The sequence below is a fragment of the Bradyrhizobium sp. 142 genome, assembly GCF_023074015.1.
GTDB lineage: Bacteria > Pseudomonadota > Alphaproteobacteria > Rhizobiales > Xanthobacteraceae > Bradyrhizobium.
In genome coordinates this window covers 1-24,660 of sequence record NZ_JADPKQ010000320.1, presented here as the reverse complement: position 1 = coordinate 24,660, position 24,660 = coordinate 1, and the positions used below count along the sequence as shown (strand labels likewise).

Below are 24,660 nucleotides of genomic sequence, written 5' to 3'. Positions count from 1 at the left end.
GCAGTTGACGCGTCGGTGGGCCGCGCTCACGAACACAAGAAACGGCAGTGCGAATACGCTCGCGGAAGGCCAACGCGCTCTGTCGGACCAATCTCCACATTATCGCTTCAAGCAGGCCGCCATATACGGACGTAGTCAGCCAGCGCTTCCGCTCCATTGATTGTTGAGGCCGCCACTTGGGTTCGCCCCCGGATCATATAAGGTCACTTGCGAACCCCTAGTGAGTCGAGGGTGCCGTGGGTATTTTCTTACTCTTGCTCGCGGCGTGCGTTGTTGGTGTTCTTCTCCTCCTTGCATTCCGCCTATAGGGCCGATAGCGGACGCAACAGTTGCGTTGAAACCTCACCCCAGCGCCGAATTAAGTTTTTGGCTGGTTGTTTTTGACTGTGCGCGGTTGAGCGCGTTCAACTCCATGGCTGGAGACGAACGTGATCACTTGGCTGCTAGTCATCGTCGTCGCGGTCAGCGTCGTAATCCTGATTGCCCACACGATTGACGCGATACGTTCTTGAAGCTCAGCGCAGAGCGCGAGCTACTGCTTGTGTGTGGTTGTCCTTTGGTCTGGAGTTGAGGAGGGGCAAGGCCGGCAGGTCGATCGGCTCGTCTAGAGGTCGATCAACCCGGTCCGCCTTCGTTCGGCTGACGAGGAGACCAATAGGGCCGACACCTACCAGCAGGGCTCCTGCGATCATCACTGTGCTAATTCCAACAATGCCATTGTTGAGTCCCGGCACGAGCAAAAGTCAAAACGCACCCGCGTCAAAGCACCGCAGCTGCCTTCTAAACCATTCAACCATTTAGATTGATCTAGCAAATGAGTTAATATATTTCATTTTTATATTTAAATTTCTATTAAAAATGCGCTGGGTGCACTTTATGCCCTCCACAGAGTCTACGCACTTCAGCAGAGACCCTTCCGAACAGCGCTCCCATGGTCGCGGGCGTCCGCCTCCTGCGTGCCCCTCTTCAACTCCTACTGAGAGAGGTCTGAGTGGGCCGGGTGCCATCAACATCATGCCCGAGGTCGCGAACGACAACGCGGGCGCCTGGCCTCTGCTACCGTTTCCTGATGACTGGTACGCCACCTGTTGATCTGTGATGCGGCTCGCCCTGCGGTGCTCAGCAAGTAGCAGGCGGGCGCATTTGATGGCTTTCAATTGCCCACAGCATCCGCCGGTTCACGCTGGCGAGCCTATCCTTTCATATTAAAGGGCAGCGCCCTCGATGGACGAAGCATTCATCTGCAGGACTCGGCGTGTATACGTTGGTTTATCGTCACAGTACTTTCCAATTCTCACCAACTTTGCCGGTCAGCAAACGAGGGCAAATATGAAACAAGTAGCATCACGGGGGACATATTGTGGCTATCAAGAACATCGTCATTCCTTTGGAAGATGAGTATCTACAAAAGGCAGCAAGGGAACGCGGAATCTCTCGCTCCAAGCTTGCACGATTTCTTATGGAGAAGGTTGTGAACGACGAACTCGTTCCTGCGATTCTCGGTGAGGGCGACTTGTCGAACGTTGAACCTATCGCGCAAAGGTATCGACGCTTTCGGAATCGCGCGTAGGCGGATCTTGATCTCGAAGCGGGAGTCATTGCTCCGGCGACGGGACTGCTAGCGGTCACCTGACGGATGAGAGACGGCCCCCGCTTGGCAACTCAATGCAAGGGGGACGCCGGGGCCGCTCCGCCAGCTCGGGCGGCGAGCCGGCAAGTATCAAGCAGCGTCCCCTGCGCGGGTTCCTAAAGCGTGCGGATTGCAACCCCAGATTCCTTAGTTGTCGTCCTCCAAGCATGAGACACTGATCGTCCATATTTGCGTTTCGGAGGAGAAGCCCGATGCGCCTTGCATTGCCTTATCTTGGAATTTGTCTCTGCGCGTCCGTCGCGGTGTGGTTGTCCTTCACGCTGATCTATTGACGTAGCAGATCCTCGCCGGGCGTCAGCAGCCGCACAAAGGTCCCGCTTTCGTGCCACCCGAAAACGCGACCGGCAGCGGTTGATGACACGTCGCCGACGGCTGAAACGATGAAAGCAGGGCTCGCTGGTTCACGCTGGCGGCTTCGCCTGCTACAGCTCACTGCATTGAACGGCGAAGTTTCGCAGATCGAGGCGAACACTTTCTTTGCCTGAGCATCCTCAAAGCAAAATTGAGTCCCTTTTCCCCCGCGCTCGATCCACCAGTCTACCTTGTGCCCTCGTGAAATGCAGGAAGCTTCGCCGCGGAGTTGATCCAGTTGCCTTCCGTAGGGGCTAGATTTTGCGATCCGGCTGAGTAGTCAGCATCTGCTTCACGCGTTCGGCTTGCTCCATCGTAAGGTTGGCCGCCAAATCGGTCCCGATCAGAGCTGGGCCCCTGCGTTCTCGATCATAGACCACCCAACCCTTGCTTCCTTCCCGTATGAAAAATCTGGATTGTGAAGGCGCGATCTCATTCAATGATGGTTCTCCCCCGAATTGCCCCTGGCGGCGCATGCCCGCCGGGCGGTTGTGCCGCTAGTCCCTAAAGATACGCCGCCGAGCTCGAAATACGCCGTCTCGGCGGCGCCCTGTTTCAATCTGGGCCTGTGAAATCCCCAGCAGCTAAGCATCAGCAAAGCCCGTGCCGCGGGCTTCGGTTCCGCGCCTCCTCATTTGATCACCCGGTAGACCTTCGCATGCTTCCGTCGAGGCGAGGGAGGGGATCAGGCTTTCCGGCGTTAACCGCTCGCATGATGCCGGTGCGGGCAAACATCGTCGGGCCGCAACTTTCTGCCACCAGGATCAGTGCCTCCATCGCGGCTTGCCATTCCGGCGCGCTGAAGCATCTCATCGTCCTTGCGCGGCACCGCCAGGCCGCATTAGACTGTCGCTATTAATTCAAACCGGAGATTGCGGACGTGGCGACAGGTACTGTTAAGTGGTTCAACGCAACTAAGGGTTACGGATTCATTCAACCGGACAATGGCGGCAAGGACGTCTTTGTGCACATCTCGGCGGTTGAACGAGCCGGGCTCAGCGGCCTCAACGAAGGTTGCAAAGGTCAGCTACGAAGAAACCGAAAACCGGGGCAAGACCTCTGCCGAAAATCTAAGAGTGGGTTAGACCGGCCGACCAGCGTCAGCCGTTGCGGGCGTTCGCTATCGCTCTTCTGCACCATACCGACCGGCCGGGTTCGTGGCCGAGATCTTGGTGGTTCGAAGAGCGATCAAGTGGCTCGTTTGAACGGGCGGCCCTGGAATTCCGAACAGTGCCGACAGCGCATGTAGCGCTCCAGCTCGTGCACCGGGGTCGTTTTCGGGCGCCTCACGATGTCGAGCGCGACAGTCTGATGGGTGTCGCACCCCAAGCACTTCACTTCGAGATAGCGATACCCGGCGTTCAGAGCATCCCCAAGCGCTGGAGAGGGCTGCGCGGGCCCCTGGAAGGCCCAGCATGCGAGCATTCCATGCCTGGCAGGCCAAACCATCCGCATCCTTACGCGCGTCTCTAGCCCGCTCCGCGAGGATGCGGACCGTGGCTCCAAACAGGTACTCGCGCGACTTCGTGCCCATCCACTATCAATGCCGAGGACCGCAGTAGGTAGCGCCTCGCAGCAAAGAGCTATCGCCCAAAGTTGGTGACGGCGGGAATCGGGAAGGCGGCATATCGTGGGGGTGCTTGACGCCTCCACTTCTCCACCGAAGGAGCGATATGCCGTGTCCAACGATAACGTCATCCAGCTGATTCAGCCAGGAATCTTCGACGACCAACTCACAGAAGTCTTGCGCAGCGGGGCACCCCATCGAAAGCACCTTCGCCACCGTGCGCCACCGCACCATCCGGTCGAAGGGTTGTCTGTCGAACGGGACCGCGCTCGCCATGGTCTTCAAACTCGTCGAGGGCGCGCAGAAAAGCTGGCGCCGTCTCGATGGCCACAACCAGTTGCCAAAACTCGTTCTTGGTGTGACATTCAACGACGGGATCGAGGTCATCGCCAAGCCGACCGACCGTCAGCCCATAACCGCCGCCGCCTGACCGGCCCGGCCGTCACCAAAATTTGGCGATAGCTCGGGCGAGCTTGAGATCGAATTGCAGCCCGCGGGCGTTCAGCGCGAGCAAGGTACCTACACCCTCATTGCGCCGTGGACCGTCCTGAACATCGGATTGAGCGAAGGATGTGAGGCGGTCTTCGAAGAACGAGGTGAAACGCCACTGTCGCCTTCGGGACCGACCGAACTAATCGATGCCGGCGCGTTCCTGAAGCACGTCGTGCTGCCCGGCAGCCTTCAGGACAAGACAGGGCCGAGTGTAGCGACCGAATTCCGGAGTGCTGTTGCCGGACAGCACGGGCAATAGCGGTGCTGGCCTAAGTTGGGCCGGGATCGTGTCCCAGCGCTGGGATTGGGGTACGGTTCACTTCAATCTGGAAACGCTTCTGACGCGGGAGCATCGCGCCGATGTATTCGTCGGAAGCATCATCGAAGGTCCATCGAAGTGGAAGGTGCGGCCGGTCGCAGAGGTGTTTTACGAGAAGGACTTTGGCCTGGAGGAGACAATTTCGGGATTGGTGGGACTGATCTGGCAGGTTAGCGATAAGCTGTCTTTCGATGTGGCGTATCGCCACGCGTTGACCAACGGCCACCCGCTTAGCGAAATTCGCGCCGGGTTGACTTTCGCCGTTCCGCTTCGATTAAGGTGCGCACAACCGATGATCCGAACGGTTTGGGTCCAATTGAGCCATCCCGCGGACGGGAATTCTACCGCCGCTCACCGATACCGGTCTACGAGCGGTCGGCCGGCCGGAAATGGTAGTCACTGAATAGAGAATGCCAAGGATCGTCCAAAACGGGAGATCGACCAGCCAGCGCGACGGGCAAGACCTATCTGGTGTCCAATCTGTTTTACAACTTGCGTGAGAAGGATCACCGATTTTCTCCAGTCGGTCCGACTACTAACAGAACGGCGCTGTGGAGGATTATAGCGGTAAGCGGCGCGCCTGGACTTAGACCGAGTAGGTTCGCGCCGCCGTACACAACTCGCATTGCATTTAGCCATGAGCGCGTCCGGACGAAGCTCACATGGATAAGGTGGGCGACAACACAGCTTAAGACGCGAGCTCGGGCCGATAACGGCTACACTCTTCACAGCCGGTATGATGGTTGGCATCGGTATCTTTGCCGCTACCGGCGCCGCCACCGCGGCTGCAGGAAGCGGCATCCTGATAGCCATCCTCCTCGGAGGCAGCGTAGCCCTCGCGACCGGTATCAGCGCCGCCCAATTGGGTGTGAACAATCCGACTGAAGGAGGCGCTTTCACCTGGGCGCGCGATGTCCACAGCCCTACGCTCGGGTTCATCGCAGGCTGCGGATATCTCGGGAAGAACCTCATCTCGATGAGCGTGATAGCACTTGCCTTCGCCACTTACCTGGCGCAGGTCATTCCGGATATCCGTGTCCACGTCGCCGCGGCAGCTGGGATTGTGGCCATCACGATTCTGAACCTATTTGGAATCCAGCTGACGTCGCGAGTGCTCATCAGCCTTCTGCTGTTGGTCATCGTGTTGCTCTCGATTTACGGAGCGTTCTCGCTACACGCGATCGACCGGAGCCATTTTGTGCCAGTCTTAGGTGCTAATGGACTTACGGGCGTCGCCAGTGGGGCGGCTATCTTTTTTTGGACTTGGGATGGCTTTATGCGGATGGCCATCATGGCCGGAGAGGTCAAGGAACCGCCTCGTACCATTCCGGTCGCTATCATCGGCGGCGTAGCAATCGCAGCGATCATGTTTATCGGCCGCAATTACTCTCGGTGTGCTCGGGGCAGATGAGCTCGGGTCGCAGGATACCCCTCTGCTCGCTGCCGCGCTGAAAGCAATCGGCCCGTGGGGAAAATGGGTCGTCTTGGCAGGCGCGATCGTCGCCGCGCTTGCGGAGATCTTGGGCGATCTGCTGAGTGCTTCGCGCGTCGTTCTGCCGATGGTTGAGGCTCATGAGCTTCCCAGCTGGTTGGGAAAACTTCACCAGCGATCACGAACGCCTCGTCGTGCCATCATCGGCCTTGGCCTGCTCAGCGCAAGCGCAGCCCTCATTTTTGATCTTCGGTCACTCATCGAAGTTGGTGGCTCCTTTATGCTCGTGTGGTATTTTATTACGCATTATGCCGCGCTTCATCTGCCGGTTCGGAAGCGCCTCTATTCGCCGATCATATCCTGGTACGGAATCGTGGGTTGCATCGGATTGACCATTGCGATGCCTCACGTCGCTGTCCTCGCTGCGGCCGGAACGCTGATCATATTGACGCTGGCGCGCCTGGTCCTTGGTATGCACCCGCAATGGCGGTCTGCTTGACGCGGCCGGCAGGCAAAATTCTTGCGGCGTCATGTGCTCGCATCTTGTGTCTGAGCCTTCTACAGCCTACGCCATTTGGCGCAGCGCTCGTGCCGCCGTCGTGTATCTGAGCAGCGGACCCTCCTCCGGATCCTCACCTTGGAAATGAACGGCTGCGCCAGCAGGGATTCTGCGTGGCTTTCCATATTCCTTGACGGATGCTGTCTCGACCGCTTGTAGGCTGGGATCATCGGCGAATGCAGTCAGAGCGGTGAGTTCAGCGGTGCTCGCGCCGCCTGAGCGCCATGATGCCTCAAACACGCCTGAGCGCCATGTCCCGCGCCCGTCAATGCCTTGCCCGACATCATAGTTACGGCGCGAGGCCAGGAAGCCGGGATATTTGGCAGCGTTGTGGTCATATACTCGAGCTTGATTTACGGCGAGCCTCGCCTCGGTTTCCATGGGGAGATTTTCGAGTGCTGACCAGCCACCGCGAACGCAAATTAGGTGCGAGCCGCCATAGACCAGGAGCCCCTGATTGTTGGTAACCGATCGCTCGGTGCCATGATAGGCGATCGACCGATTGCCGATCAACGTGCAGCCGACGCTTCGCGTTATTACGCGATGTAAATTGGTCTCGAGCACGAGACCATGAGAGGCGAGCCTCTCGGCCGGGACGTTCTCTAGGTACGCGCTTAGCTCAGCAATGCTCCTGACAACGGTTTGCCCGTGACCGCCGTCGCCCAGTGGCTCCTTCACGCGAACCGGCCCCAGCGTCAGCAGTCGTTTGGCGGCCAATGTTGCATCGTCAGCGCTGAAGGCGGTGTAGCCCGGCATAACGGCATTTTGGACGCTGTATGCGAACGCAGATGACCAGCCGCGCGGCCGTGCCGCATGCTTGCTTGCCAGGCAATGCGTGATGGCTTTGGTCTTGATGAAGGGATATGGCACCACGGCGCCATAAAACTGATGCGAGGAGACAATTCCGAGATTCCGTGCCTCGTCGCGCATGAGCGTGTCGCTCGGAACGAAAAAGAGGCTGGCGGCCACATGTATCTCCGGATCGTATTCACCCGCGAATCGGTAGCCATCGAGGCGAGCGATGCTCTTGGCCACCTCCGAGAGCGTGATTTTCTCGTGGGTGTACATCGGAGCGCTTAGCCGAGGGAAATGGATGGCCACCGCGGTGCACGCCGCTGATGGTCGTGTCCGGTCCGATTTCCGGTGAAACAGGGGAGAGTACTTGGGGCGATCCATGCGCAACCATCTCGACAATCGAGCATTGGTCAGTGCTTGGACGGAACCCGTCTGACGGGGAGACTGCAGACCCCCGTTCCACTACGTAGTAAGTGAGATCGCCGCCGCAAGTCGCGCTAAAGGGTCAAAGACGCCATGCTGACCGTCAACCCGCTGAGGCGCCTACACATCTCTCTTTCATTGAGTTGACCGATGGAGAATGTATTGCGCTGCAAGGCCCGTCCGGCGTCGGCAAGAGTTTGCTGCTGCGCGCCATTGCTGATGATCCGAATGAGAGCTCCGTCAAGCTGGACGGCATATCCAGGGACTCCATGCCGGCTCCCGTTTGGCGGAAGCAAGTAACTTACGTCGCTGCTGAACCGGGGTGGTGGGCGGATACAGTGCAGGAGCACTTTACTGCGTGGAGTCCGGCGGTAGCGCTGGCAGAACAGCTGGGGCTGCCGTCGAACTGCGGAAGTTGGCCCGTCCGCAGACTTTCCACCGGCGAGATGCAACGGCTTGGACTTGTGCGCGCCCTGCTGCTGCGTTCGCGCGTGCTTTTGCTGGATGAGCCGACGTCGGCGCTCGATGCGGCGTCGACTGCCTCAGTCGAAGCCATCGTTGCTGAGCGTGTGTCGACCGGCACAAGTGTCGTGTGGAGCACTCACAATACCGCCCAGGCGCGCCGCGTCGGGTCTCGTTTGTTCATGATGGCGAGCGGCGGTCATATCGAGGAGCGCTCGCCTTGACTTATATTCCGCTGGGTTACAATGACCTGATCCTGCCTGCGCTCCTTGTGGTCATGAACGGCGCACTCTCGCTTGCGCTGCAGCTCAAGCTTGAGCGGCAACTTGCGCTGGCGAGCGTGCGAATGGTGGTTCAGCTTGTGCTCGTTGGATATGTGCTCACCTTTCTATTGCCGTGTCCCGTTCTGGACTGCGCTCGCGGCCTTCATCATGGTTCTGTTCGCATCGCGCGAGATCGTCGTTCGTCAGGCGACGTCTGCAGGGTCTTTGGACCTACGGCTTGGGCGCAGGCTGCACCTTATTGGCCGCCGGCACCGTCACGATGTTTTCACTTCTCACCTAGCTTCGTCCTGACTCCTGGTATCATCCACGCTATGCTCTGCCGTTGTTGGGAATGATCCTGGGCAATACCATGACCGGCATAAGCCTGGGCTTGGATGTGCTCACCAATGGTGTAGTGCGCGAACGAGCCGCCGTAGAAGCCTGTCGCGCGCTCGGAGGTACGCGGTATCAGGCGCTTCTGCCGGTGATCCGGGATGCGCTACGAAGCGGCTTTATGCCGACCATCAACGGCATGGCGGCAATTGGCCTGGTGTCCCTGCCGGGAATGATGACCGGCCAGATCCTTGCGGGCGTCGAACCGGTGGACGCGGTCAAATATCAGCTGCTGGTCATGTTTCTCATTGCGGGCGGAACGGGCCTGGGAAAACTTGCGGCAGTCATCGGTGGTGGACGTCTGCTCACCGACCATCGGCATCGATTGCGCCTGGACCGGATCGCCGGCGAAAGCTTTCCATGAGTCATCGTAGATCGAGGAGATCACGTAACACGTTCGGGATGGATTGTTCAGTTTCGAAAAGATCGATGATGTCGTCGGCGGGGACTCGGCCGGTCTCCAGCCGAGTATGAAAGTGATCCAGCGCTTGGCAATCGAAGCCCCAGTGGCCCAGCGCGCTCGGTGCCTTCGATAGGACTTCATGAGCGCGCTTGCAGGCACTCTCGGCATAAAGGCCAAACCGTGCAACCTGTCCCAAGTCGTAGATTCGCGTTTGCTCCGTCGCCCGTCCCAGCAAGCTCTCGTCAAGGATCAATGCAAGCCACAGCAGAAAATACCCATGGTAGTCGACGCGATATGGAGTCATTTCGAATGGCTTGAATTCGAGACGCAGGTGTTCCTTTGGATGAATGGAAACAGCTGGTGCAATGGTGCTGCGGTGATAGGTGCGCACAGACTTTCCAACGTGACCCCGAATGCGCCAAAGATCACCACGATATAAAGGTGAGGCAACCGTGAGGGCGGTGAGGGCAGGGGCGTAATAATTCACTTTGCCGTGGAGTTCGTGAAGATCGAGTCGTTCCGCTACCTCCGATGGCACGCTGATATTAATATCCGGACCGTACGTGGTCATGGCCTCCATGGCCCACTGCCAGTGATCGTATCGCCGCTTGTTCTGCGGCCCTTCAAAATGGTCCTCAATCGGGTGAAAGGAGAGTGTTGCGGCGCGGTATCCGCGCTCGGAGAGAGATCGTTGCATTCGCCCGTGAAGCGCGACGAATGCGTTGACGCACTCTTCGATTGAGCTGCACACAGGAGTACGAATCTCGACCCCCTTCGGCAACAATGCCATCGGCTTCAAATCCGGGCCGGGAAGTTGATAGCCCTCGACAACGAAGGGCATTCTTTTGCGGTGAAGGGGGATGAGATCAAGCCCCTCCTGGTCGAAATCGCCGACGTCAATTGCCTCTAGAATTGCGTTGAGTTCCTCGAACCGAAGCCCCGGATGCCATAAGGGACGGCATGACGCTGCGTCGACCAGAAGAAACTCCGTTTCCAAGCCAAAATGAAAATCTGAGCGCTGGGGGTTCATTTGATCTTGGCTCTGAAGACACCACACGTCCGTCGATGCCGGAGCCACTCCTGCGGACGCTGTACGATAACGGTCGTTACAGGCCGGCCTTCCGCACGCTGTGATCAACTCGTTGTGAAGATCCTAGAGGAGGTGAGGTTCTCTTGTAAGGCCCGCCCCCTGAGCGCGGGGAATTTTCGGCGTTGCTTTCGAGCAATCAGGCCCACTGGAATTACATGGCCTGACCGCGCCGTGCCGGGGACTGCGCGTTCGGAACAACACATTGGAAATTCTAGCACAAGTGGACAGTCAAAGCGGTGAATTGAACATGCTGTTGAGAAACGGCACCAAAATCCAGCGGTTGGTCGCCTTCATTTCGACGGTTCTCAAAATTGCTCACTCGATCCCGTGGTCGGTGTGGAAGCGAAGAGTGCCTTGTCATGATCAAAAGCGGCGTTCGCTTCTTGTGACGGCTCTCGCTGCTGGCGCGTGCATGGCGACAAGATCTGTCGCCGCCGAAGACCAGCCCGGCAGCGATGAGCGACCGCAGAAAGGCGATACGCTTGTGCTTTCAAACGGAGAGCACGAGGGCGAAATCATCAAGCCCGGTGACCTCAAGCTTGGCGGGCCCCCGCTACGGGCTTGGCCAAAGGATTCGAAGACGTTGGTGATCCGAAATGGATCGCGGCTCAACGAGATCCTGGTTCCAAAACTCGATGCGAGCGACCTTGACGATGCAACGCGAGCTCGTGCGGCTAAGGGCATCGTTGCCTATTCGGCGATTTGCGCCCACGCCGCATGCCCAGTCTCAGAGTGGGTAAAGGCGGAGCAGGGCGGCGAGTATGTCCTCAAGTGCCCTTGCCACAATTCCGAGTATGACCCTCGTCAGGGTGCGCAGGTTGTATTTGGGCCGGCGCCCCGGCGCTTTGGCAGCGCTTCCGATGGCGATTGCCGACGGTATGTTTGTGGTAGCCGGATCATTTGCAGGGAAAGTTGGCGGCCAATCGGGAGGTTGACCCTGGCGTCCAAACTTACTGCTTCACCAGCGCGAGGAAGAACTGTGTCCCGGAAAGCGTGAGCAGGCCTCTACACATTGTGAGAGGCCATCATTGGCTTGCCATGCCGGAACTTGAGAAGAAGCGGAGAGCGTTTACCGAGACTTAGAAATGGCCGATGGGTTTGTTGTCCGGCCCGAGCAACGTGGAAGGAGCCTCCTTGAAAACCAGGCCATCTGGCTGAAACTTGATTGTTTTCCCACCCACGACAAAGTCCGCAAAATTGTGGGCAGTCGGCCGAATGAACACCATTCGCCAGGAAGTCAGCAGTTTCGAAACAGATATCGGGCTTTCCACCTGATCCGGCCACAAGAAATGCCTGAAAATTCTGCGCTGGTTATCTTCGCCTTCTTTCACGGCGAGAAGTTCGTGTAGCGTCGAAACAGCTTCGGAAAGATCGCAGGCCCCTTATCGGTGGCCAACACACTAGTGTTGCCGACCGGCGGTTCACGCAGATTGAAATCGAAGGGGCCAGCGGTTTTGGACAAGAACTTCCAAACCAGCGTCTTGTTCGATCGCGTGGTCTTTGCGAGCGCAAGGAGCGCATTGATCTCATCATTGGTCATGCTGGAGTAGAACGTGGGATAAGCCCAACCTTGTTCAACCAACCAGTGATTTAGGTTTAGAAGCTTACCGTTGACCGTGACCTCAATATCGCCAACCAGCCGACCATACGTGTCGAATACCTCGTTCGGGGTGTCAATCTGCGTGGTGACACGACAATCGAGCGTGGTCTTTCCAGTTGAACCGAGGAGGTCGTGGGACAATGTATTGGCCGGAACCGATGGATGTACCACCATGACCAGCGCGCCGCGGATCAAGCTCGCGACCGGCGCGATATCCCTCATAAAATTAAAATCGAGATTCTCGTAAAGCGTCGCATTGATCGCGTTCGGCGTGCCGACCAGCAGCAACGTGTGGCCGTCCGGAGCTGCGCGCACGACCGATTCCGTGGCGATATTGCTGCCGGCGCCCGGTCGGTTCTCGATCACGAATGGCTGGCCGAGCCGCTCCGACAACCATTGCCCGATCAGGCGCGCGAGGATGTCGTTCGGCCCGCCTGCGGCAAAGCCCACGATGATGCGCACCGGGCGCGACGGATAGGTTTGCGCCGACGCGAAGCCCGATAAGACGGCGCTGGAACGCATAGAATCGGTAGCGACGTCACCGACCTCATCCTTGCGATCGGCACTGTGGATTTCGGCGTCGTGGCGCTCGCAGCCGACCCGCTCGACGTCACGACGGGATTGCCGGTGAACACGGAGCTCGCGCTGTCGCCAACGAAAGCGTCGCTGACGCCGCTCTGATATCCGGACACGCTGTAGCTCGACGCGATCGCGGAAGTCGCATCCGCGCCATATGTTTTGGTGGCATTTGTCGACGTGAAAGTCAGCGAATGCCATCGTGGTCGGGAGCAGGATGATGACGCGAATATCAGCAAAGTCCCGCAAAGCGCGAGGAGGAGCCTCCGACGGCGGCGAGGCCGTCTACTTCGATAGAGGCTGAGACTTCGGTGTCGCGAAGAGAATACGCATCCCACTAAGCACACGCCCGCCGACGATTTCATAGATGACTGCGGATTGCCACCACGCACGTTCGTCACGGGATTCGGCGGTCATTGCCTGAATTCACCCCGCTCCAGTTTGCCTCTCGGGCCGGCTCAGGATCGCTCCGCCGTGGCGTGCGCTGCGATCTGCTTCGCACCGCTTCTGGCGTTCGCCAGCCCCTTGGGAAAGCCGCTGCGGTTTGGATAAAGCTTGCGCCTTGCCTCGCGCGGCGGCCGCCGCGGTTTGGTGTCCTGCGCGGCGCGATAGTCGAGCATGGCGATGCCTCCGACCATCAGGAGCGCCAGCGCGATATTGCCTTTCTTCGGATTGTCCGATGTCAGTCCGGAGAGCAGCGCGGCGGAATCGAGGCCGTCGCCGCCGACACGAGCCCAGAGGCCGGCGTTCTTGTCGACCGAAAGCGACATGATCCCGGCAAGGATCTCCCGCACGCCGAACGCACGGACCAGCGTCTCGCGGCCTTCCATGCCCAGCATTTCGGTGACGCGCCTTGGGGCAAGGAATTCCACGGCGCCGAGACCGATGCTGAACCAGCCCAGCGCGCGGGTGAGCTGGTCTTCCGGTCGTTTCAGGCTCGGCCCGCCCTCGAGGATCTTTGGATCGCCCTTGGTGCGCACGATGTTGGAGAAGTGAAACATGTCAGACTCGCTCCCTCAAGGCTTCAGCACGACCTTGACGCAGGAGTCCCGCTTGTCACGGAACACCTGGTACATTTCGGGGCCTTGGCTGAGTGGCACGGTGTGGGTGATGACGAAGGACGGATCGACCTCGCCGTCCTCGATGCGGCGGAGCAGATCGTCGGTCCAGCGGTTGACGTGGGTCTGGCCGGTGCGCATCGTCAGCCCCTTGTTCATGAACGCGCCCATCGGGAGCATGTCGGAAAGGCCGCTATAGACCCCGGGCACGGAAATGATGCCACCGGGCCGGCATACATAGATCATTTCCCGCAGCACGTGCGGCCGATCGCTCTCCAGCATCACCATCTGCTTGGCGCGGTCGAGCAGGGTGTCGGGCAGGGACGCCACCACGTGCGATTCCATGCCGACGCAGTCAATGCACTTTTCGGGTCCCTTGCCGTCGGTAAGCTCCTTCAGGCGCTCAAGGACGCTCTCGGTCTCGAAATTAATCGTAGTGGCGCCTCCGGCTTCCGCCATGCTGAGCCGCTCGGGCAGGCAGTCGATCGCGATCACCTGATTGGCGCCGAGCAGGATTGTGCTGCGGATCGCCATCTGCCCCACGGGCCCGCAGCCCCAGATCGCGACCGTATCGGTCGGCTCGATGTCGCATTGCACGGCGGCCTGCCAGCCGGTCGGGAAGATATCGCTGAGAAACAACAGCTGCTCGTCGGGAATGCCAGGGGGAACCTTGATGTGCGTGGCATCGGCATAGGGCACGCGCAGATACTCGGCTTGGCCGCCCGGATAGCCGCCGGTGAGATGCGTGTAGCCGAAGAGGCCAGCGGTCGTGTGCCCGAACACCTTGTCCGCGAGATGCCGCTTGCGATTCGTGGTTTCGCAGACCGAGAAATTGCCGCGCTTGCACTGGTCGCATTCGCCGCAAATGATCGTGAAGGGCACGACGATGCGGTCGCCCTTCTTGATTTTGCCATCGACACCGGAACCGACCTCGACCACCTCGCCCATGGTCTCGTGGCCCATGATATCGCCCGGCAGCATCCCCGGGATAAAATTGTGAAAGAGATGCAGGTCGGAGCCGCAGATGGCGCAGCTCGTGACCTTGATGATGGCGTCGCGGGGGTCCTGGATCTCGGGATCGGTGACCGTGTCGCAGCGAATGTCCTCCTTGCCATGCCAAACCAGCGCCTTCATCTCAGTCCTCCCGGCTCAACCACGTGGCATCTAAGTCCAGGAATGAACGATGGTTGCTACGCGACGCGCAAATTCGTCGCACTGCACCGGGCCTCGTGCGCAAATAGGAACGGCTGGCCGTCCGGGCGATTGGGCGTCATCATCCCAATCCGCAAGGATATGCCCTATGCCCGCGAATCAATTCGCCGTCGTCACCGGCGCCTCGACCGGTATCGGCCTGGAACTCGCCCGGTGCTGTGCTCAAGCAGGTTTCAACCTTGTCATCGCGGCAGACGAGCCCGCGATCGAGATGGTGGCCGTCGATCTCCGCAGGCTTGGCGTCAGCGTGGAGCCGGTCGAGGCCGATCTCGCCACGACCGAGGGCCTGGACGAGCTCTGTGCTGCAGTCGGGGACCGGCCGATCGATGCGTTGCTCGCCAACGCCGGCGTCGGCCTCGGCAAGGCGTTTCTAGATCAGGACTTTGGCCGGATCAGACGTATCGTCGACGCCAACATCACCGGCACGCTCTACCTGATCCATCGCGCCGGCAACGAGATACTGCGGCGCAACTCGGGGCGCATTCTGATCACGGGCTCAATCGCCGGGTTCACGCCCGGCAGCTTCCAGGCCGTGTACAACGCCTCCAAGGCCTTTCTTGACTCATTCTCCTACGCTCTGCGCGAAGAGCTGCGCGACAGCGGCATCACCGTCACTTGCCTGATGCCCGGAGCCACTGACACCGAATTCTTCCGCCGAGCCGACATGATGGACACTAAGGTCGGCACCGAGCCGAAGGATAATGCCTACGAGGTCGCCAAGGCCGGCTTCGATGCAATGCTGCGCGGTGACGCCGACATCGTCACTGGACTGAAGAATAAGATCCAGGCGACGGTCGCCAACATCACACCGAACGAGATGCTGGCCAAGCAGCACCGCAAAATGGCCGAGCCAGGCACGGCAAAGTCGTAACGCGAGCGTGCACGAACTCGCGGCGACCGCAGACGGTGTGTCCCGTCCCCGCTGTGCAAACGGAAGCACCGAATATCTGTGTAGCGGGCTGCGGTCCGCCGATTGCAGAGGGAGGACTGGCCATGGTGAACATGGCCGCCGCATCGTCATCGAGGACCACCGTGTATGCCGCGCTCGCCGGCAATGTCCTCGTCGCGGTCATCAAGATTGGTGCCGCCGTCTGGACGGGAAGCTCGGCGATGACGAGCGAGGCCGTGCACTCGATCGTCGATACCTCCAACGAAGTGTTGCTGCTCTACGGCTACCGTCGTGCGAGCCGCCCGGCGGACGAATCCCATCCACTTGGCTACGGGCGCGAATTGTATTTCTGGAGCTTCATCGTCGCGCTGCTGATTTTCGCGCTGGGCTCGGGCATCTCGCTCTATCAGGGTATCGTTCACGTCGCCGCGCCCGAGCCGATCGAGGATCCCATCGTCAGCTTCATCGTGCTCGGGCTGTCGTTCCTGTTCGAGGGCGGCTCGTGGCTGGTTGCCCTGCGTCGTTTCCAGTCGGACGCCGCGCGGTTTGGTTACTATCAGGCCTTTGTTCGCAGCAAAGACCCGCCCGCATTCATGGTGCTGCTCGAGGACAGCGCGGCGTTAGTTGGCATCGTCGTTGCGGCCGCCGCCACGTCGGCGGCAGTGTGGCTGTCGCAACCGGCGTGGGATGGCGTCGGCTCGATCCTGATCGGGATTCTCCTCGGCATCACGTCCGTCGGGCTCGCCCGCGAGAGCAAGAGTCTGCTGATCGGCGAGCCGGCGCACCCTGAGCTCGCGCAATCGATCCTCGAGATCGCCCGCCGCTCACCCGGTGTGCTCCGGGCGAACGGCCTCCTGACGGTGCAATTATCCCCGACGAGGTTGTCGCCGCGCTCAGCGTCGAATTCGCCGACGAGAAGCGCGCCGACGATATCGAGCAGTGCGTGATTTCGCTCGAAAGAGAAATCCGCAAGCATCATCCGAAAGTCGCAGCCCTGTTCATCAAGCCGCAGACGAACGCGCACTTTCACGCCGTTCGGGCCACACGCCGGGGAGGAAGGTCCTAGTCTGCACGAGCTCGATGGAGAGCCGGCTGGTGCGTCAGCTGCGCCAGGCCGGCAGACGCCATCGAAGCCGAACGACAGAAATCGACAAGCGCGCTCATGTCGAGCAGGCGCGGGGGAACTTCTGCCTTCCGTTTTCGGATGCCCTATTCACAGGTAGTCAGCCTAATCCCAATATGGAACGGCGGGACGCGCGATCATCAGCCAGAAGATAATCAGTACCGCCACGAACGCGGGAAAGCCGAAAGCAAACCACCATCGGAATAGACGCGTATACTGATCGGGCAACGGTGAGTTTGTTTTGACGGCAAGTACGGCAAGATCCCGCATGCGTATTTGCATCCACACCACAGGTAGCCAAAAAGCGCCTGTGACAAGATAGAGCACAATGGAAACTGCAATCCAACCATCTGCGAGAGAATATCCGCTCGACCACGCGAGCCAAATCCCTGTAATCGGCTGAAATGCAATGGCGGTTGCGGTAAAAACGAAGTCGGCCAGCACGACAGTCCGCGCGACGCCGGCCACCTCCTGGGGCTCGTTGCGAAGGTGCGCGACAAGCATGAAAAAGGCGATGCCGGCACCGGTACCAAGCAGAACGGATGCCCCGATGACGTGGACCGTCTTGAGGAGAAGGTAGAACATCAACGGTCCTCACGGATCGCCATCGCGACCAAATTGAGCATCAGCACCGGCCAGATCTTGAGCATGGGGCCGAGCGGGTCGCTCCACAGGCGCGGCACCAGTGTTGTTCCTATTACGATGTAAACGAGAGAGATGATAAGTGCGGCCCACAAGCCATAGCGGCTAAATGGCCGAAACAGGATGGCGAGGCCGATCACGATGTCCGCAAGGGCTCCTGCGACAACAGTGAGGACCGCGACGTTTCCTTCCGACCCGCCTTCTCGGAGCAGGGACATGCCAATGTCCCAGCCCGGACCGAGCGAAATGATACCAGTAACGATCCAGAATAGGCCAAAGATACCAAATATCAGTGGCTTTAGCGCGTAGAGCCTTGCGAACCATCGGTCCTGCACTGACGCGGGTTCGCTCGCGAGCGCGGCTTCGATATCGCGCGGTCGGATTCCCGTCGCGCGATACCACGGCTCAGGGTCGCCAGTGGCCCCGCGTCGCATTTCAGTTTGGGCAGTCGTGTTGATAGGGGTTCGCCAGCCTAGTACTTGAGCGAGGTCTCCCATCAGGTAAAACGTCGAACCAACCCACGAAGGCAAGTTCAAACGATGGACGGGCTGCCACCGCAGCCAGCGGCGCAAGAGCGCGACCGCATCGCTGAAAATCATCTGCCGTGGCCCTGCCAAATCGAGTGCGACGCGGGAAGGTGCGTCGGGCCTCAAGAAAAAGACGACGGTTTCGACAACATCATCAATGTGCACCGGCTGGATGGGCGCGGTGTCAGGCATGACGGGCAAAACGGGCAATGACGCAAGGCCACGCAACAAAGCGCTGCCACCGTAGGCGGCCCTTCCCATCACCACCGATGGTCGAAGAACAACCCAATCGAGGTCACGTGAGGTGAGAGCGATTTCTCCGTCACGCTTCGTGCGTGAAAAAATACTGGCAGCATCCCGATTTGCGCCAATTGCGGAAAGAAGGATCACCCGCCGAATACCTTCCGCTTCACAAGCGGCGTAAAGTGCACCGCTGCCTGAGATATGAACGCCCCGCATATCCTGTCCCTGCAGGGCTCCCGCTGCATTGACGACTGCGTCTATGCCTTTGAGAATTGGCTTCCAGGTTTCAGCGTGCGTCGTCTGCGCGAGGTCTAGGGGTACGTGGTGGTCGCCCTGTAGCCCTGTGGAGGAGCGGGACACCGATACACATTCGTGCCCTTCAACGGCAAGCCGTGCGCTGATAGCAGAGCCAATAAAACCCGTGCCACCAACAATCAGGATCCGCATGGACTATTCCCGCTGGACGGTCCGGTGGCGCAGACCGCGGATCAACTCCTCCACGTACGGCAAAATTTCGAGGAGCGCAGTCAGGACCAGCATGGTTACGATGTAAGGAACGGGTAGCGGATGCTGCTTCAGCGTGAATGAAAAAGCCGGCGTGCCAAAGCCGAACAATGCTGTGAAAGCCGACCAGTGAAGTGCAATGACCAGCAGCAATCCTGTCAGACGAAGCATTTCGAGAACACTGTGGACGTGCTGCTCGGCCGGCAAGATCTCGCGCATGGCCGATGCGTAGCGAACGTCCCAAATTGCAGTCGCTTCATGAAGTATCAGAAACGCGATTATGACCAGAATCACGCCGGAGGTAATTTCGAAGAAGAGCGCAGCCAGCACCGGAATGGCCATTTCGGCAAACTGAAGAAGGTGCAGGATCGACTCCTTCCAGCCGCTTGTCTTTTCGATATGTGCGGCGCGATGGCAGAGATAATCGGCAAAGCCGGCAGCCAGCCAAAGCGGCAGTACGAAATACATCAACATTCCCCGCAGGACCTCGTCGGGCCCCATATCAGGCTCCTTTGCATCGCCTGGACGGATAAATCGGTGTCCGCACGAACGTTCCTCATGTCGGAACTCGCGAGAAGCTCGCTGCGGGCGCGTGCTTGATGGACTTATAGCCGCGTGAGCCGATGCTCTCCATTTTCGGAGCCAGCAGGCCACGCAACTAACCCTTTTATTGGTGGTCGGATCAGCGACGAGGGCGATGCCGACGGCGCGATATGGAGGACCTTGTTGGCACGCGGCGCGTTGGAAAGGTACTTACCATCCTTTGAATCATGTTCAAAATTGCTAGAGTGTCAGCAAGTCGCCTTAGAGGGCCAAGCTTTCCGGTCACCGTCCGGCCGACCAGAGCGGATGTCGTGGCAGCACGCTTTATCGCCCGCAACACTGCGCCGGCTCCGGAGATGGTAGCCCGCGCCCTGACTTGGGGCGCCGACGAGAAGGTCCTTCTGGCCCTGGCGGCGGCTGGTTGGCTTGCGTCGCGCGGGCGGGGCGAGCCGCTGCGGCGCGCCGGCAACCATGCGCTGCTGGTCACGGTCGCGGCATCGCTGCTGCCTCACGGTTTGAAGCGTCTCTTTGACCAGACCCGTCCGGACCGCAGAACTGTGGTCGGGCACCTCCATGGCGTCCCGTTTTCCGGGAAACGTGAGGATGCCTTTCCTTCCGGCCACGCGCTGCACATGGGGGCCTTGGCATCGGCGGCCGGCGCGTTGCCGGCCGGCCCCCGCCAGGCGATCCGCGCGCTTGCGGTTGGGCTCGCGCTGACGCGCATAGTGGTTCTGGCGCACTGGGCGAGCGATGTCGTTGCGGGTTTTGCCTTGGGGGCGGTTCTCGAACGGAGCCTCCGAGTTTGGACCGGCTATCCCGGCGATACTTCAATGGACAACGATCATGCCGACCCTTGAGGACCTGAAGGGATATGCGGAGCGTGCGACCGGTCTGCGGCGCCCGGGCAAGCGCAAGGCCATGGATCTTGCGCAGGTGCGAAAGCCCCACACTGTCCGCTTCAAGGATGACGGTCTCGTCCCGAATCATCCGCGATGGCCGCTGGTCCTCTATCGCAGCGCAGTCAACCTCGACGCGCGACACGACGCGGCCGCGGTGATCGAGGATCTATTTGAGGCAAACGGTTGGGGCGACGCTTGGCGCGACGGCATCTACGACTACGTGCATTACCATTCCCGGATCCATGAGGTGCTCGGCATTGCACGCGGAAAGGGGCGCGTTCGCTTTGGCGGCAAGAAGGGAAGGATTTTCACGTTGAAGGCTGGCGACATCGCTGTTCTGCCGGCCGGTACGGGGCATCAATGTCTGAGGGCAGACGATGACCTCCTCGTCGTCGGCGCCTATCCGCCGGTGGGCACCTACGACGAATGTACGACGGTAGAGGACCGTCCACGCGCCCTCAAGAGCATTCCGAAGGTGCCGCCACCGCGCAAAGATCCGGTCTACGGCGCCGACGGGCCGCTCGCGAAACTGTGGAGAAACGCGAAATGACCGAGTACGTCATCCGGTTCCTCGTCGGGGGCACCGTGGTATCGGCCTTCGCGATGCTGGGAGACCTCCTGCGTCCCAAGAGCTTCGCCGGTCTTTTCGCAGCAGCACCGTCAGTTGCGCTCGCCACGCTTGGAATCGCGGTCTACCAGCACGGGGCCCACTATGCGTCCCTGCAAACTCAGGCGATGATTGCGGGAGCGATTGGACTCGCCGCCTACAGCGTCGTCGTTTGTCAAATCCTCGCTCGCGCGCGGCTAAGAGCGTTGCCAGCCACTTTGCTGTCCCTCGTCGCCTGGCTGATCGCGGCCTTCGGCGTGCTGATCCTCGCCGGGGCGCAGTCATGACGCCGGTCCGCTTCTCGCCGTCATCTCTCAAGGAGGGCCGCTGGTACGAATATCTAATCCGGTTCGCGCTCGGCGGCGCCGCGACCGTCTTCACCGGTCTCGTCAGCAGCCGTTATGGAGCCTCGATCGGCGGCCTTTTCCTTGGCCTTCCGGCGATCTTCTGCGCCAGCGCCACGTTGATCGAGAAGCACGAAATCCGCCGCAAGCGAGAGGCGGGCCTCGCCGGCGAGCGCCGCGGGCAAATGGCGGCCGCGGTCGACTCCGCCGGCGCCGCACTTGGGGCGCTCGGCATGCTGGCCTTTGCGGTCGTCTTTTCCTTGATGGCAGAAAGCAGCATCGCAGCCGCCTTCATGGGCTCGTCGCTCGCCTGGTTGATCATTTCCGTGGCAGCCTGGTACGTGCGCCGCAAAATGCGGTCGATGTGGAGAGGGCGGACCGAACAAAAAGGCAGCGGCTCCGCGATTCCGCGAAGCCGCTGAGGGTGGTCGTACGATGCGTATCAGGCCGCGGTCGAAGCCTTTGCATTGACGCCCTTACGCAGCGCCACCGTGTTGAGTTTGGTGTTGGCCGCCTTTTCCTCGTTCAAATTGGTCGTGAGGAAGCGCACGATGTCGTCGTGGCCGAGCTGCTCGGCCCAGGCGATCAGTGTGCCATAGCGACAGATCTCATAATGCTCTACGGCCTGAGCGGCAGCAACGATGGCGGCATCGAGTACGGCCTTGTCCTCAACCTCGCTGGCGATCTCGTCGGCCTCCTTGATGATTCCGTCGATCGCCGGACACTGTGTCCCGCTGGGCTGCTTGCCGAGCTTCTCGAAGACCTTCTGAAGCCGCTCGACCTGCTTGTTGGTTTCTTCGAGATGACCTTTCAGTCCGGCGACAAGATCGCGGTTGGTCGCTTTTTCGATCATGTCGGGCAGCGATTTGATAATCTGCTGCTCGGCGTAATACATATCGTGAAGACCATGAATCAACAGGTCTTCCATCGATTTTATGTCCTTTGTGAAGATTCCCATTTCGCCGCCTCCTTTGGCATTGATGCAATGGAACGCCGCTGACCAGCTGCTGTTCCTGTCCATAAGCGTGCACTCGGATGATCGAGATGGAATGCGTCGCGACCCTCAGGGCGAGGACAATGGGACGATATGCCGCGACAGCCATGCGGCGGTTCTGCGGTGGAGGGGCACGACGGGGACCGCGAGAAGCCGCGCGCCTGCTCCTCGACCGCCTCAGTCTTCGGCCAGACCGGGTGAGGAACGGGATAAACCTAACCGTCGTTGATACGAGCCGCACATTTGCTTGCGATTTGTCTAGGGTTCAAGATGGCTGACGAAACGATCACGGCTACCGGCATTGCCGCTCACGGCGCCTCCCGCCTCCCCTCAGTCGAGGTCGACAGCTTCAACCTTGAACTGAAGGATGAGGAAGGATTTCTTGGGGATCGTGCCAGCAAGGGCGCCTTTCGGGAAACTCTCGAAAAGTGGCGCAAGCCGCTGCGTAAGTCCGGCGAAGACCCGTTCGGCAAGGAGCTTTCCGAAGACATCAGCAAGAAGGAACTCGACGCCATCCTGGTCGGCGACGATACCGACGCCTGGGCGGTCGTGCAGAGCGCGATTGAGGACTTCGCACAGGAGCTCGCCCACGTTACGCGACGCTTCCTCAAGACCAAGCCCTGGGATAAGACCGAGCGCATCGTCGTGGGCGGCGGCATTAGCAATAGCCGGCTCGGCGAACTCGCCATAGCGCGCGCCGAAATTATCCTGAAGGCCGAGAACTTCAAGATCGAGATGCTACCGATCCATCGCCATCCGGACGACGCAGGCCTTATCGGCGCGCTCTATCTTGCTCCCTCCTGGATCTTCGAAGCTCACGATTCCATCCTTGCCGTCGACATCGGGGGCACGAACATCCGCTGTGGCGTCGTGGAAACGCGTCGCAAAAAGGCGCCGGACCTTACCAAGGCGTGCGTGTGGAAGTCCGAACTATGGCGTCATGCCGACGACGAACCCAGCCGCGAGGAAGCAGTCAAGCGTCTCGTCAAAATGCTCAAGGACCTGATCGCGAAAGCGGAGAACGAAGGATTTAAGCTCGCGCCGTTCATCGGCATCGCGTGTCCTGGCGTCATCGAGAGCGACGGCTCGATAGCGAAGGGCGCGCAGAACCTGCCCGGCAATTGGGAGAGCTGCAAGTTCAATTTGCCGGCAACTCTGGTCGAAGCCATCCCTCGGATCGGAGAACATGACACGGCGATCGTCATGCATAACGACGGCGTGGTGCAGGGCCTGTCCGAGGTCCCGTTCATGCAGAACGTGAAATGTTGGGGCGTGCTGACGATCGGCACCGGCCTCGGCAACGCCCGCTTCACCAACCGCAACGGCAAAGGCGAACGCTGAGCCTAACCCTATACAGGCCGACACAGCAAGAATATCGGAGAGCGGAGGAACGTCGCGTCCCGCCAGTTGTTTGTCGATCATCGCGGAGCGGGGACATTTGTTGGTGTTTTGTCTGCCCGGCGACGTGATGCTCGCGCAGAAGATTGCGCTCGAAACTTACGAGAACGCCGCGCCCTCTATAGCGAACGAGTTTCCGCCGCAGACGCCGTTTAACCTTGATCGTAGGGAGAATGCCATGCTCGACTATCCGCGCCCGCCTTATCCCGACCAACAGCAACCGATGCCTGGTTCGACGTCGGCGATGAAGCCACGTCCGGACCATGGCGAGGAAAGTTACAAGGGATCGGGCCGTCTTGCAGGCAAGAAAGCCGTCATTACCGGAGGAGACAGCGGGATCGGACGAGCGGTGGCAATTGCATATGCCCGTGAGGGGGCCGACGTGCTCATTTCTTATCTCGACGAACATCAAGATGCCGGGGAGGTGAAGGCTCTCGTCGAGAAGGAAGGCCGCAAAGCTGTCTTGTTTCCCGGAAACCTGCGAAAGCCAGATTACTGCCGCGCCGTCATTAAACGTGCCGTCGATGAGCTCGGCGGGATCGATATCCTCGTCAACAATGCGGCCCACCAGGCCGCGTTCAAGGATATCGCGGATATCAGTGATGACGAATGGCAGAGCACCTTCGAGGTCAACATCCATGCGATGTTCTATCTCTCCAAGGCGGCCGTTGCGCATATGAAGTCGGGGTCCGCCATCATTAACACCGCTTCCGTGAATGCCGACATGCCAAACCCCATCCTGCTGGCGTATGCGACCACCAAGGGTGCGATCCAGAACTTTACGGGCGGTCTTGCCCAGATGCTTGCCGAAAAGGGCATACGCGTTAACGCCGTCGCGCCGGGCCCGATCTGGACGCCGCTGATCCCGTCAACCATGCCGCCGGACACGGTAAAGAACTTCGGCAAGCAGGTGCCGATGAAACGAGCCGGGCAACCGGCTGAGCTCGCAACCGCCTATGTGATGCTGGCCGATCCGCTCTCGAGCTATACGTCCGGTGCGACGCTCGCTGTAACGGGCGGGAAACCTTTCATCTGAGCTCAAGAGCGACCAGACGGAAGCCTAGTATGGCGTAGCGCCCAGCGCGCACCATTGCTAATGGCTGCGGTTCTCGTCCTGCCTGCTTCTTCTCAGGTGCCGGTCGCAGACAACGAACCCAGCCATTGAAACCGGCAACCTCACGCACCGGTCTTGGCGCCGAGCTTTGGGCATCGTCTCCGATCGATTGCTGGCTAACGCCAGAACAGCGCAAGCAGCAGGATCACCGGGAGAGGAATCCCCAGCAGCCACAATAAAGCGCCTC

The 24,660-nt window shown here is 59.8% G+C and carries 21 protein-coding genes and 6 pseudogenes; 17 read left to right on the top strand and 10 right to left on the bottom strand.

Annotated features, from left to right (window positions below):
• Positions 1-2,882 precede the first annotated feature (2,882 nt).
• Positions 2,883-3,087, top strand: a pseudogene (locus IVA82_RS29175) (cold-shock protein).
• A gap of 35 nt (positions 3,088-3,122) precedes the next feature.
• On the opposite strand, the pseudogene IVA82_RS29170 reads toward IVA82_RS29175, so the two are convergent.
• Positions 3,123-3,536 (bottom strand): annotated as a pseudogene (locus IVA82_RS29170) (hypothetical protein).
• A 223-nt stretch (positions 3,537-3,759) separates the two neighbouring features.
• On the opposite strand from IVA82_RS29170, the pseudogene IVA82_RS29165 reads away from it, so the two are divergent.
• The 4 genes and pseudogenes from IVA82_RS29165 to IVA82_RS29150 form a co-directional block, all read left to right on the top strand.
• Positions 3,760-3,999: pseudogene (locus tag IVA82_RS29165) on the top strand (IS256 family transposase); the annotation flags it as partial.
• A 54-nt stretch (positions 4,000-4,053) separates the two neighbouring features.
• A complete protein-coding gene (locus IVA82_RS29160; protein WP_247387783.1) occupies positions 4,054-4,320 on the top strand; it encodes a hypothetical protein in 267 nt (88 codons plus the stop codon).
• Positions 4,321-5,089: 769 nt separating this feature from the next.
• Positions 5,090-5,791: an APC family permease gene (locus tag IVA82_RS29155; RefSeq protein ID WP_346658780.1), complete on the top strand. Its 702-nt coding sequence runs from the start codon at positions 5,090-5,092 to the stop codon at positions 5,789-5,791.
• A 73-nt stretch (positions 5,792-5,864) separates the two neighbouring features.
• Complete coding sequence (locus tag IVA82_RS29150; protein ID WP_247387780.1) at positions 5,865-6,311, top strand: hypothetical protein; 447 nt, start codon at positions 5,865-5,867, stop codon at positions 6,309-6,311.
• A 66-nt stretch (positions 6,312-6,377) separates the two neighbouring features.
• Here the strand turns inward: IVA82_RS29150 and IVA82_RS29145 are convergent, their stop codons facing one another.
• A complete protein-coding gene (locus tag IVA82_RS29145) occupies positions 6,378-7,439 on the bottom strand; it encodes a DUF3182 family protein (RefSeq protein WP_247387778.1) in 1,062 nt (353 codons plus the stop codon).
• Between the two features lie 293 nt (positions 7,440-7,732).
• Here IVA82_RS29145 and IVA82_RS29140 point away from each other — a divergent pair, with 293 nt between their 5' ends.
• Both IVA82_RS29140 and fetB read left to right on the top strand, forming a co-directional pair.
• Positions 7,733-8,275 (top strand): ATP-binding cassette domain-containing protein, encoded by a 543-nt coding sequence (locus IVA82_RS29140; protein ID WP_247493662.1) that lies wholly within the window; start codon positions 7,733-7,735, stop codon positions 8,273-8,275.
• Positions 8,272-9,071 (top strand): annotated as a pseudogene (gene fetB / locus IVA82_RS29135) (iron export ABC transporter permease subunit FetB). The gene IVA82_RS29140 and the pseudogene fetB overlap by 4 nt, the downstream one beginning before the upstream one ends.
• 1 nt (position 9,072) lies before the next feature.
• On the opposite strand, the gene IVA82_RS29130 reads toward fetB, so the two are convergent.
• Complete coding sequence (locus tag IVA82_RS29130) at positions 9,073-10,140, bottom strand: glutamate-cysteine ligase family protein (RefSeq protein WP_247387775.1); 1,068 nt, start codon at positions 10,138-10,140, stop codon at positions 9,073-9,075.
• Between the two features lie 472 nt (positions 10,141-10,612).
• Here IVA82_RS29130 and IVA82_RS29125 point away from each other — a divergent pair.
• A pseudogene (locus IVA82_RS29125) lies at positions 10,613-11,135 on the top strand (Rieske (2Fe-2S) protein).
• A 150-nt stretch (positions 11,136-11,285) separates the two neighbouring features.
• On the top strand, positions 11,286-11,549 hold the full coding sequence (locus IVA82_RS29120) for a hypothetical protein (protein WP_247387773.1): 264 nt from the start codon (positions 11,286-11,288) through the stop codon (positions 11,547-11,549).
• Here the strand turns inward: IVA82_RS29120 and IVA82_RS29115 are convergent.
• The 3 genes from IVA82_RS29115 to IVA82_RS29105 form a co-directional block, all read right to left on the bottom strand.
• The gene (locus IVA82_RS29115) at positions 11,528-12,322 is read right to left on the bottom strand and encodes a tripartite tricarboxylate transporter substrate-binding protein (protein WP_247387772.1); all 795 of its coding nucleotides are present in this window, start codon (positions 12,320-12,322) and stop codon (positions 11,528-11,530) included. The two genes, IVA82_RS29120 and IVA82_RS29115, sit on opposite strands and share 22 nt — an antisense overlap.
• A 512-nt stretch (positions 12,323-12,834) precedes the next feature.
• Positions 12,835-13,377: a hypothetical protein gene (locus IVA82_RS29110; protein ID WP_247387771.1), complete on the bottom strand. Its 543-nt coding sequence runs from the start codon at positions 13,375-13,377 to the stop codon at positions 12,835-12,837.
• A gap of 15 nt (positions 13,378-13,392) precedes the next feature.
• Positions 13,393-14,568, bottom strand: a complete 1,176-nt coding sequence (locus IVA82_RS29105; RefSeq protein ID WP_247387769.1) for a zinc-dependent alcohol dehydrogenase — start codon at positions 14,566-14,568, stop codon at positions 13,393-13,395.
• Between the two features lie 166 nt (positions 14,569-14,734).
• Here IVA82_RS29105 and IVA82_RS29100 point away from each other — a divergent pair, with 166 nt between their 5' ends.
• Positions 14,735-15,517: an SDR family NAD(P)-dependent oxidoreductase gene (locus IVA82_RS29100; RefSeq protein ID WP_247387768.1), complete on the top strand. Its 783-nt coding sequence runs from the start codon at positions 14,735-14,737 to the stop codon at positions 15,515-15,517.
• Between the two features lie 131 nt (positions 15,518-15,648).
• Positions 15,649-16,601 (top strand): annotated as a pseudogene (locus IVA82_RS29095) (cation diffusion facilitator family transporter).
• Between the two features lie 162 nt (positions 16,602-16,763).
• Here IVA82_RS29095 and IVA82_RS29090 read toward each other — a convergent pair.
• From IVA82_RS29090 to IVA82_RS29080, 3 genes are read right to left on the bottom strand one after another with little or no spacing between them, the layout of a single operon-like run.
• Positions 16,764-17,243: a DUF2269 domain-containing protein gene (locus IVA82_RS29090; RefSeq protein ID WP_247387766.1), complete on the bottom strand. Its 480-nt coding sequence runs from the start codon at positions 17,241-17,243 to the stop codon at positions 16,764-16,766.
• Positions 17,243-18,517 (bottom strand): SDR family oxidoreductase, encoded by a 1,275-nt coding sequence (locus IVA82_RS29085; protein ID WP_247387765.1) that lies wholly within the window; start codon positions 18,515-18,517, stop codon positions 17,243-17,245. The genes IVA82_RS29090 and IVA82_RS29085 overlap by 1 nt, the downstream gene beginning before the upstream one ends.
• A gap of 3 nt (positions 18,518-18,520) precedes the next feature.
• Positions 18,521-19,075, bottom strand: coding sequence for a diguanylate cyclase (locus IVA82_RS29080; protein WP_247387764.1), 555 nt, complete (start codon positions 19,073-19,075; stop codon positions 18,521-18,523).
• Positions 19,076-19,344: 269 nt separating this feature from the next.
• On the opposite strand from IVA82_RS29080, the gene IVA82_RS29075 reads away from it, so the two are divergent.
• From IVA82_RS29075 to IVA82_RS29060, 4 genes are read left to right on the top strand one after another with little or no spacing between them, the layout of a single operon-like run.
• A complete protein-coding gene (locus tag IVA82_RS29075) occupies positions 19,345-19,974 on the top strand; it encodes a phosphatase PAP2 family protein (RefSeq protein ID WP_247387762.1) in 630 nt (209 codons plus the stop codon).
• Positions 19,961-20,566 carry a cupin domain-containing protein gene (locus tag IVA82_RS29070; RefSeq protein ID WP_247387761.1) on the top strand — a complete coding sequence of 202 codons (606 nt, stop codon included), beginning with the start codon at positions 19,961-19,963 and terminating at the stop codon, positions 20,564-20,566. The genes IVA82_RS29075 and IVA82_RS29070 overlap by 14 nt, the downstream gene beginning before the upstream one ends.
• On the top strand, positions 20,563-20,910 hold the full coding sequence (locus IVA82_RS29065) for a DUF3147 family protein (RefSeq protein WP_247387759.1): 348 nt from the start codon (positions 20,563-20,565) through the stop codon (positions 20,908-20,910). The genes IVA82_RS29070 and IVA82_RS29065 overlap by 4 nt, the downstream gene beginning before the upstream one ends.
• The gene (locus tag IVA82_RS29060; protein ID WP_247387758.1) at positions 20,907-21,389 is read left to right on the top strand and encodes a DUF3147 family protein; all 483 of its coding nucleotides are present in this window, start codon (positions 20,907-20,909) and stop codon (positions 21,387-21,389) included. The genes IVA82_RS29065 and IVA82_RS29060 overlap by 4 nt, the downstream gene beginning before the upstream one ends.
• A 20-nt stretch (positions 21,390-21,409) precedes the next feature.
• Here IVA82_RS29060 and IVA82_RS29055 read toward each other — a convergent pair whose 3' ends face one another.
• Positions 21,410-21,925, bottom strand: coding sequence for a ferritin-like domain-containing protein (locus tag IVA82_RS29055; RefSeq protein WP_247387757.1), 516 nt, complete (start codon positions 21,923-21,925; stop codon positions 21,410-21,412).
• A 306-nt stretch (positions 21,926-22,231) separates the two neighbouring features.
• Between IVA82_RS29055 and IVA82_RS29050 the strand changes: the two genes are divergently transcribed.
• Together IVA82_RS29050 and IVA82_RS29045 are read left to right on the top strand one after the other, a co-directional pair.
• Positions 22,232-23,302: an ROK family protein gene (locus IVA82_RS29050; protein ID WP_247493661.1), complete on the top strand. Its 1,071-nt coding sequence runs from the start codon at positions 22,232-22,234 to the stop codon at positions 23,300-23,302.
• Positions 23,303-23,537: 235 nt separating this feature from the next.
• Complete coding sequence (locus IVA82_RS29045) at positions 23,538-24,395, top strand: SDR family oxidoreductase (protein ID WP_247387784.1); 858 nt, start codon at positions 23,538-23,540, stop codon at positions 24,393-24,395.
• Positions 24,396-24,660: the final 265 nt, after the last annotated feature.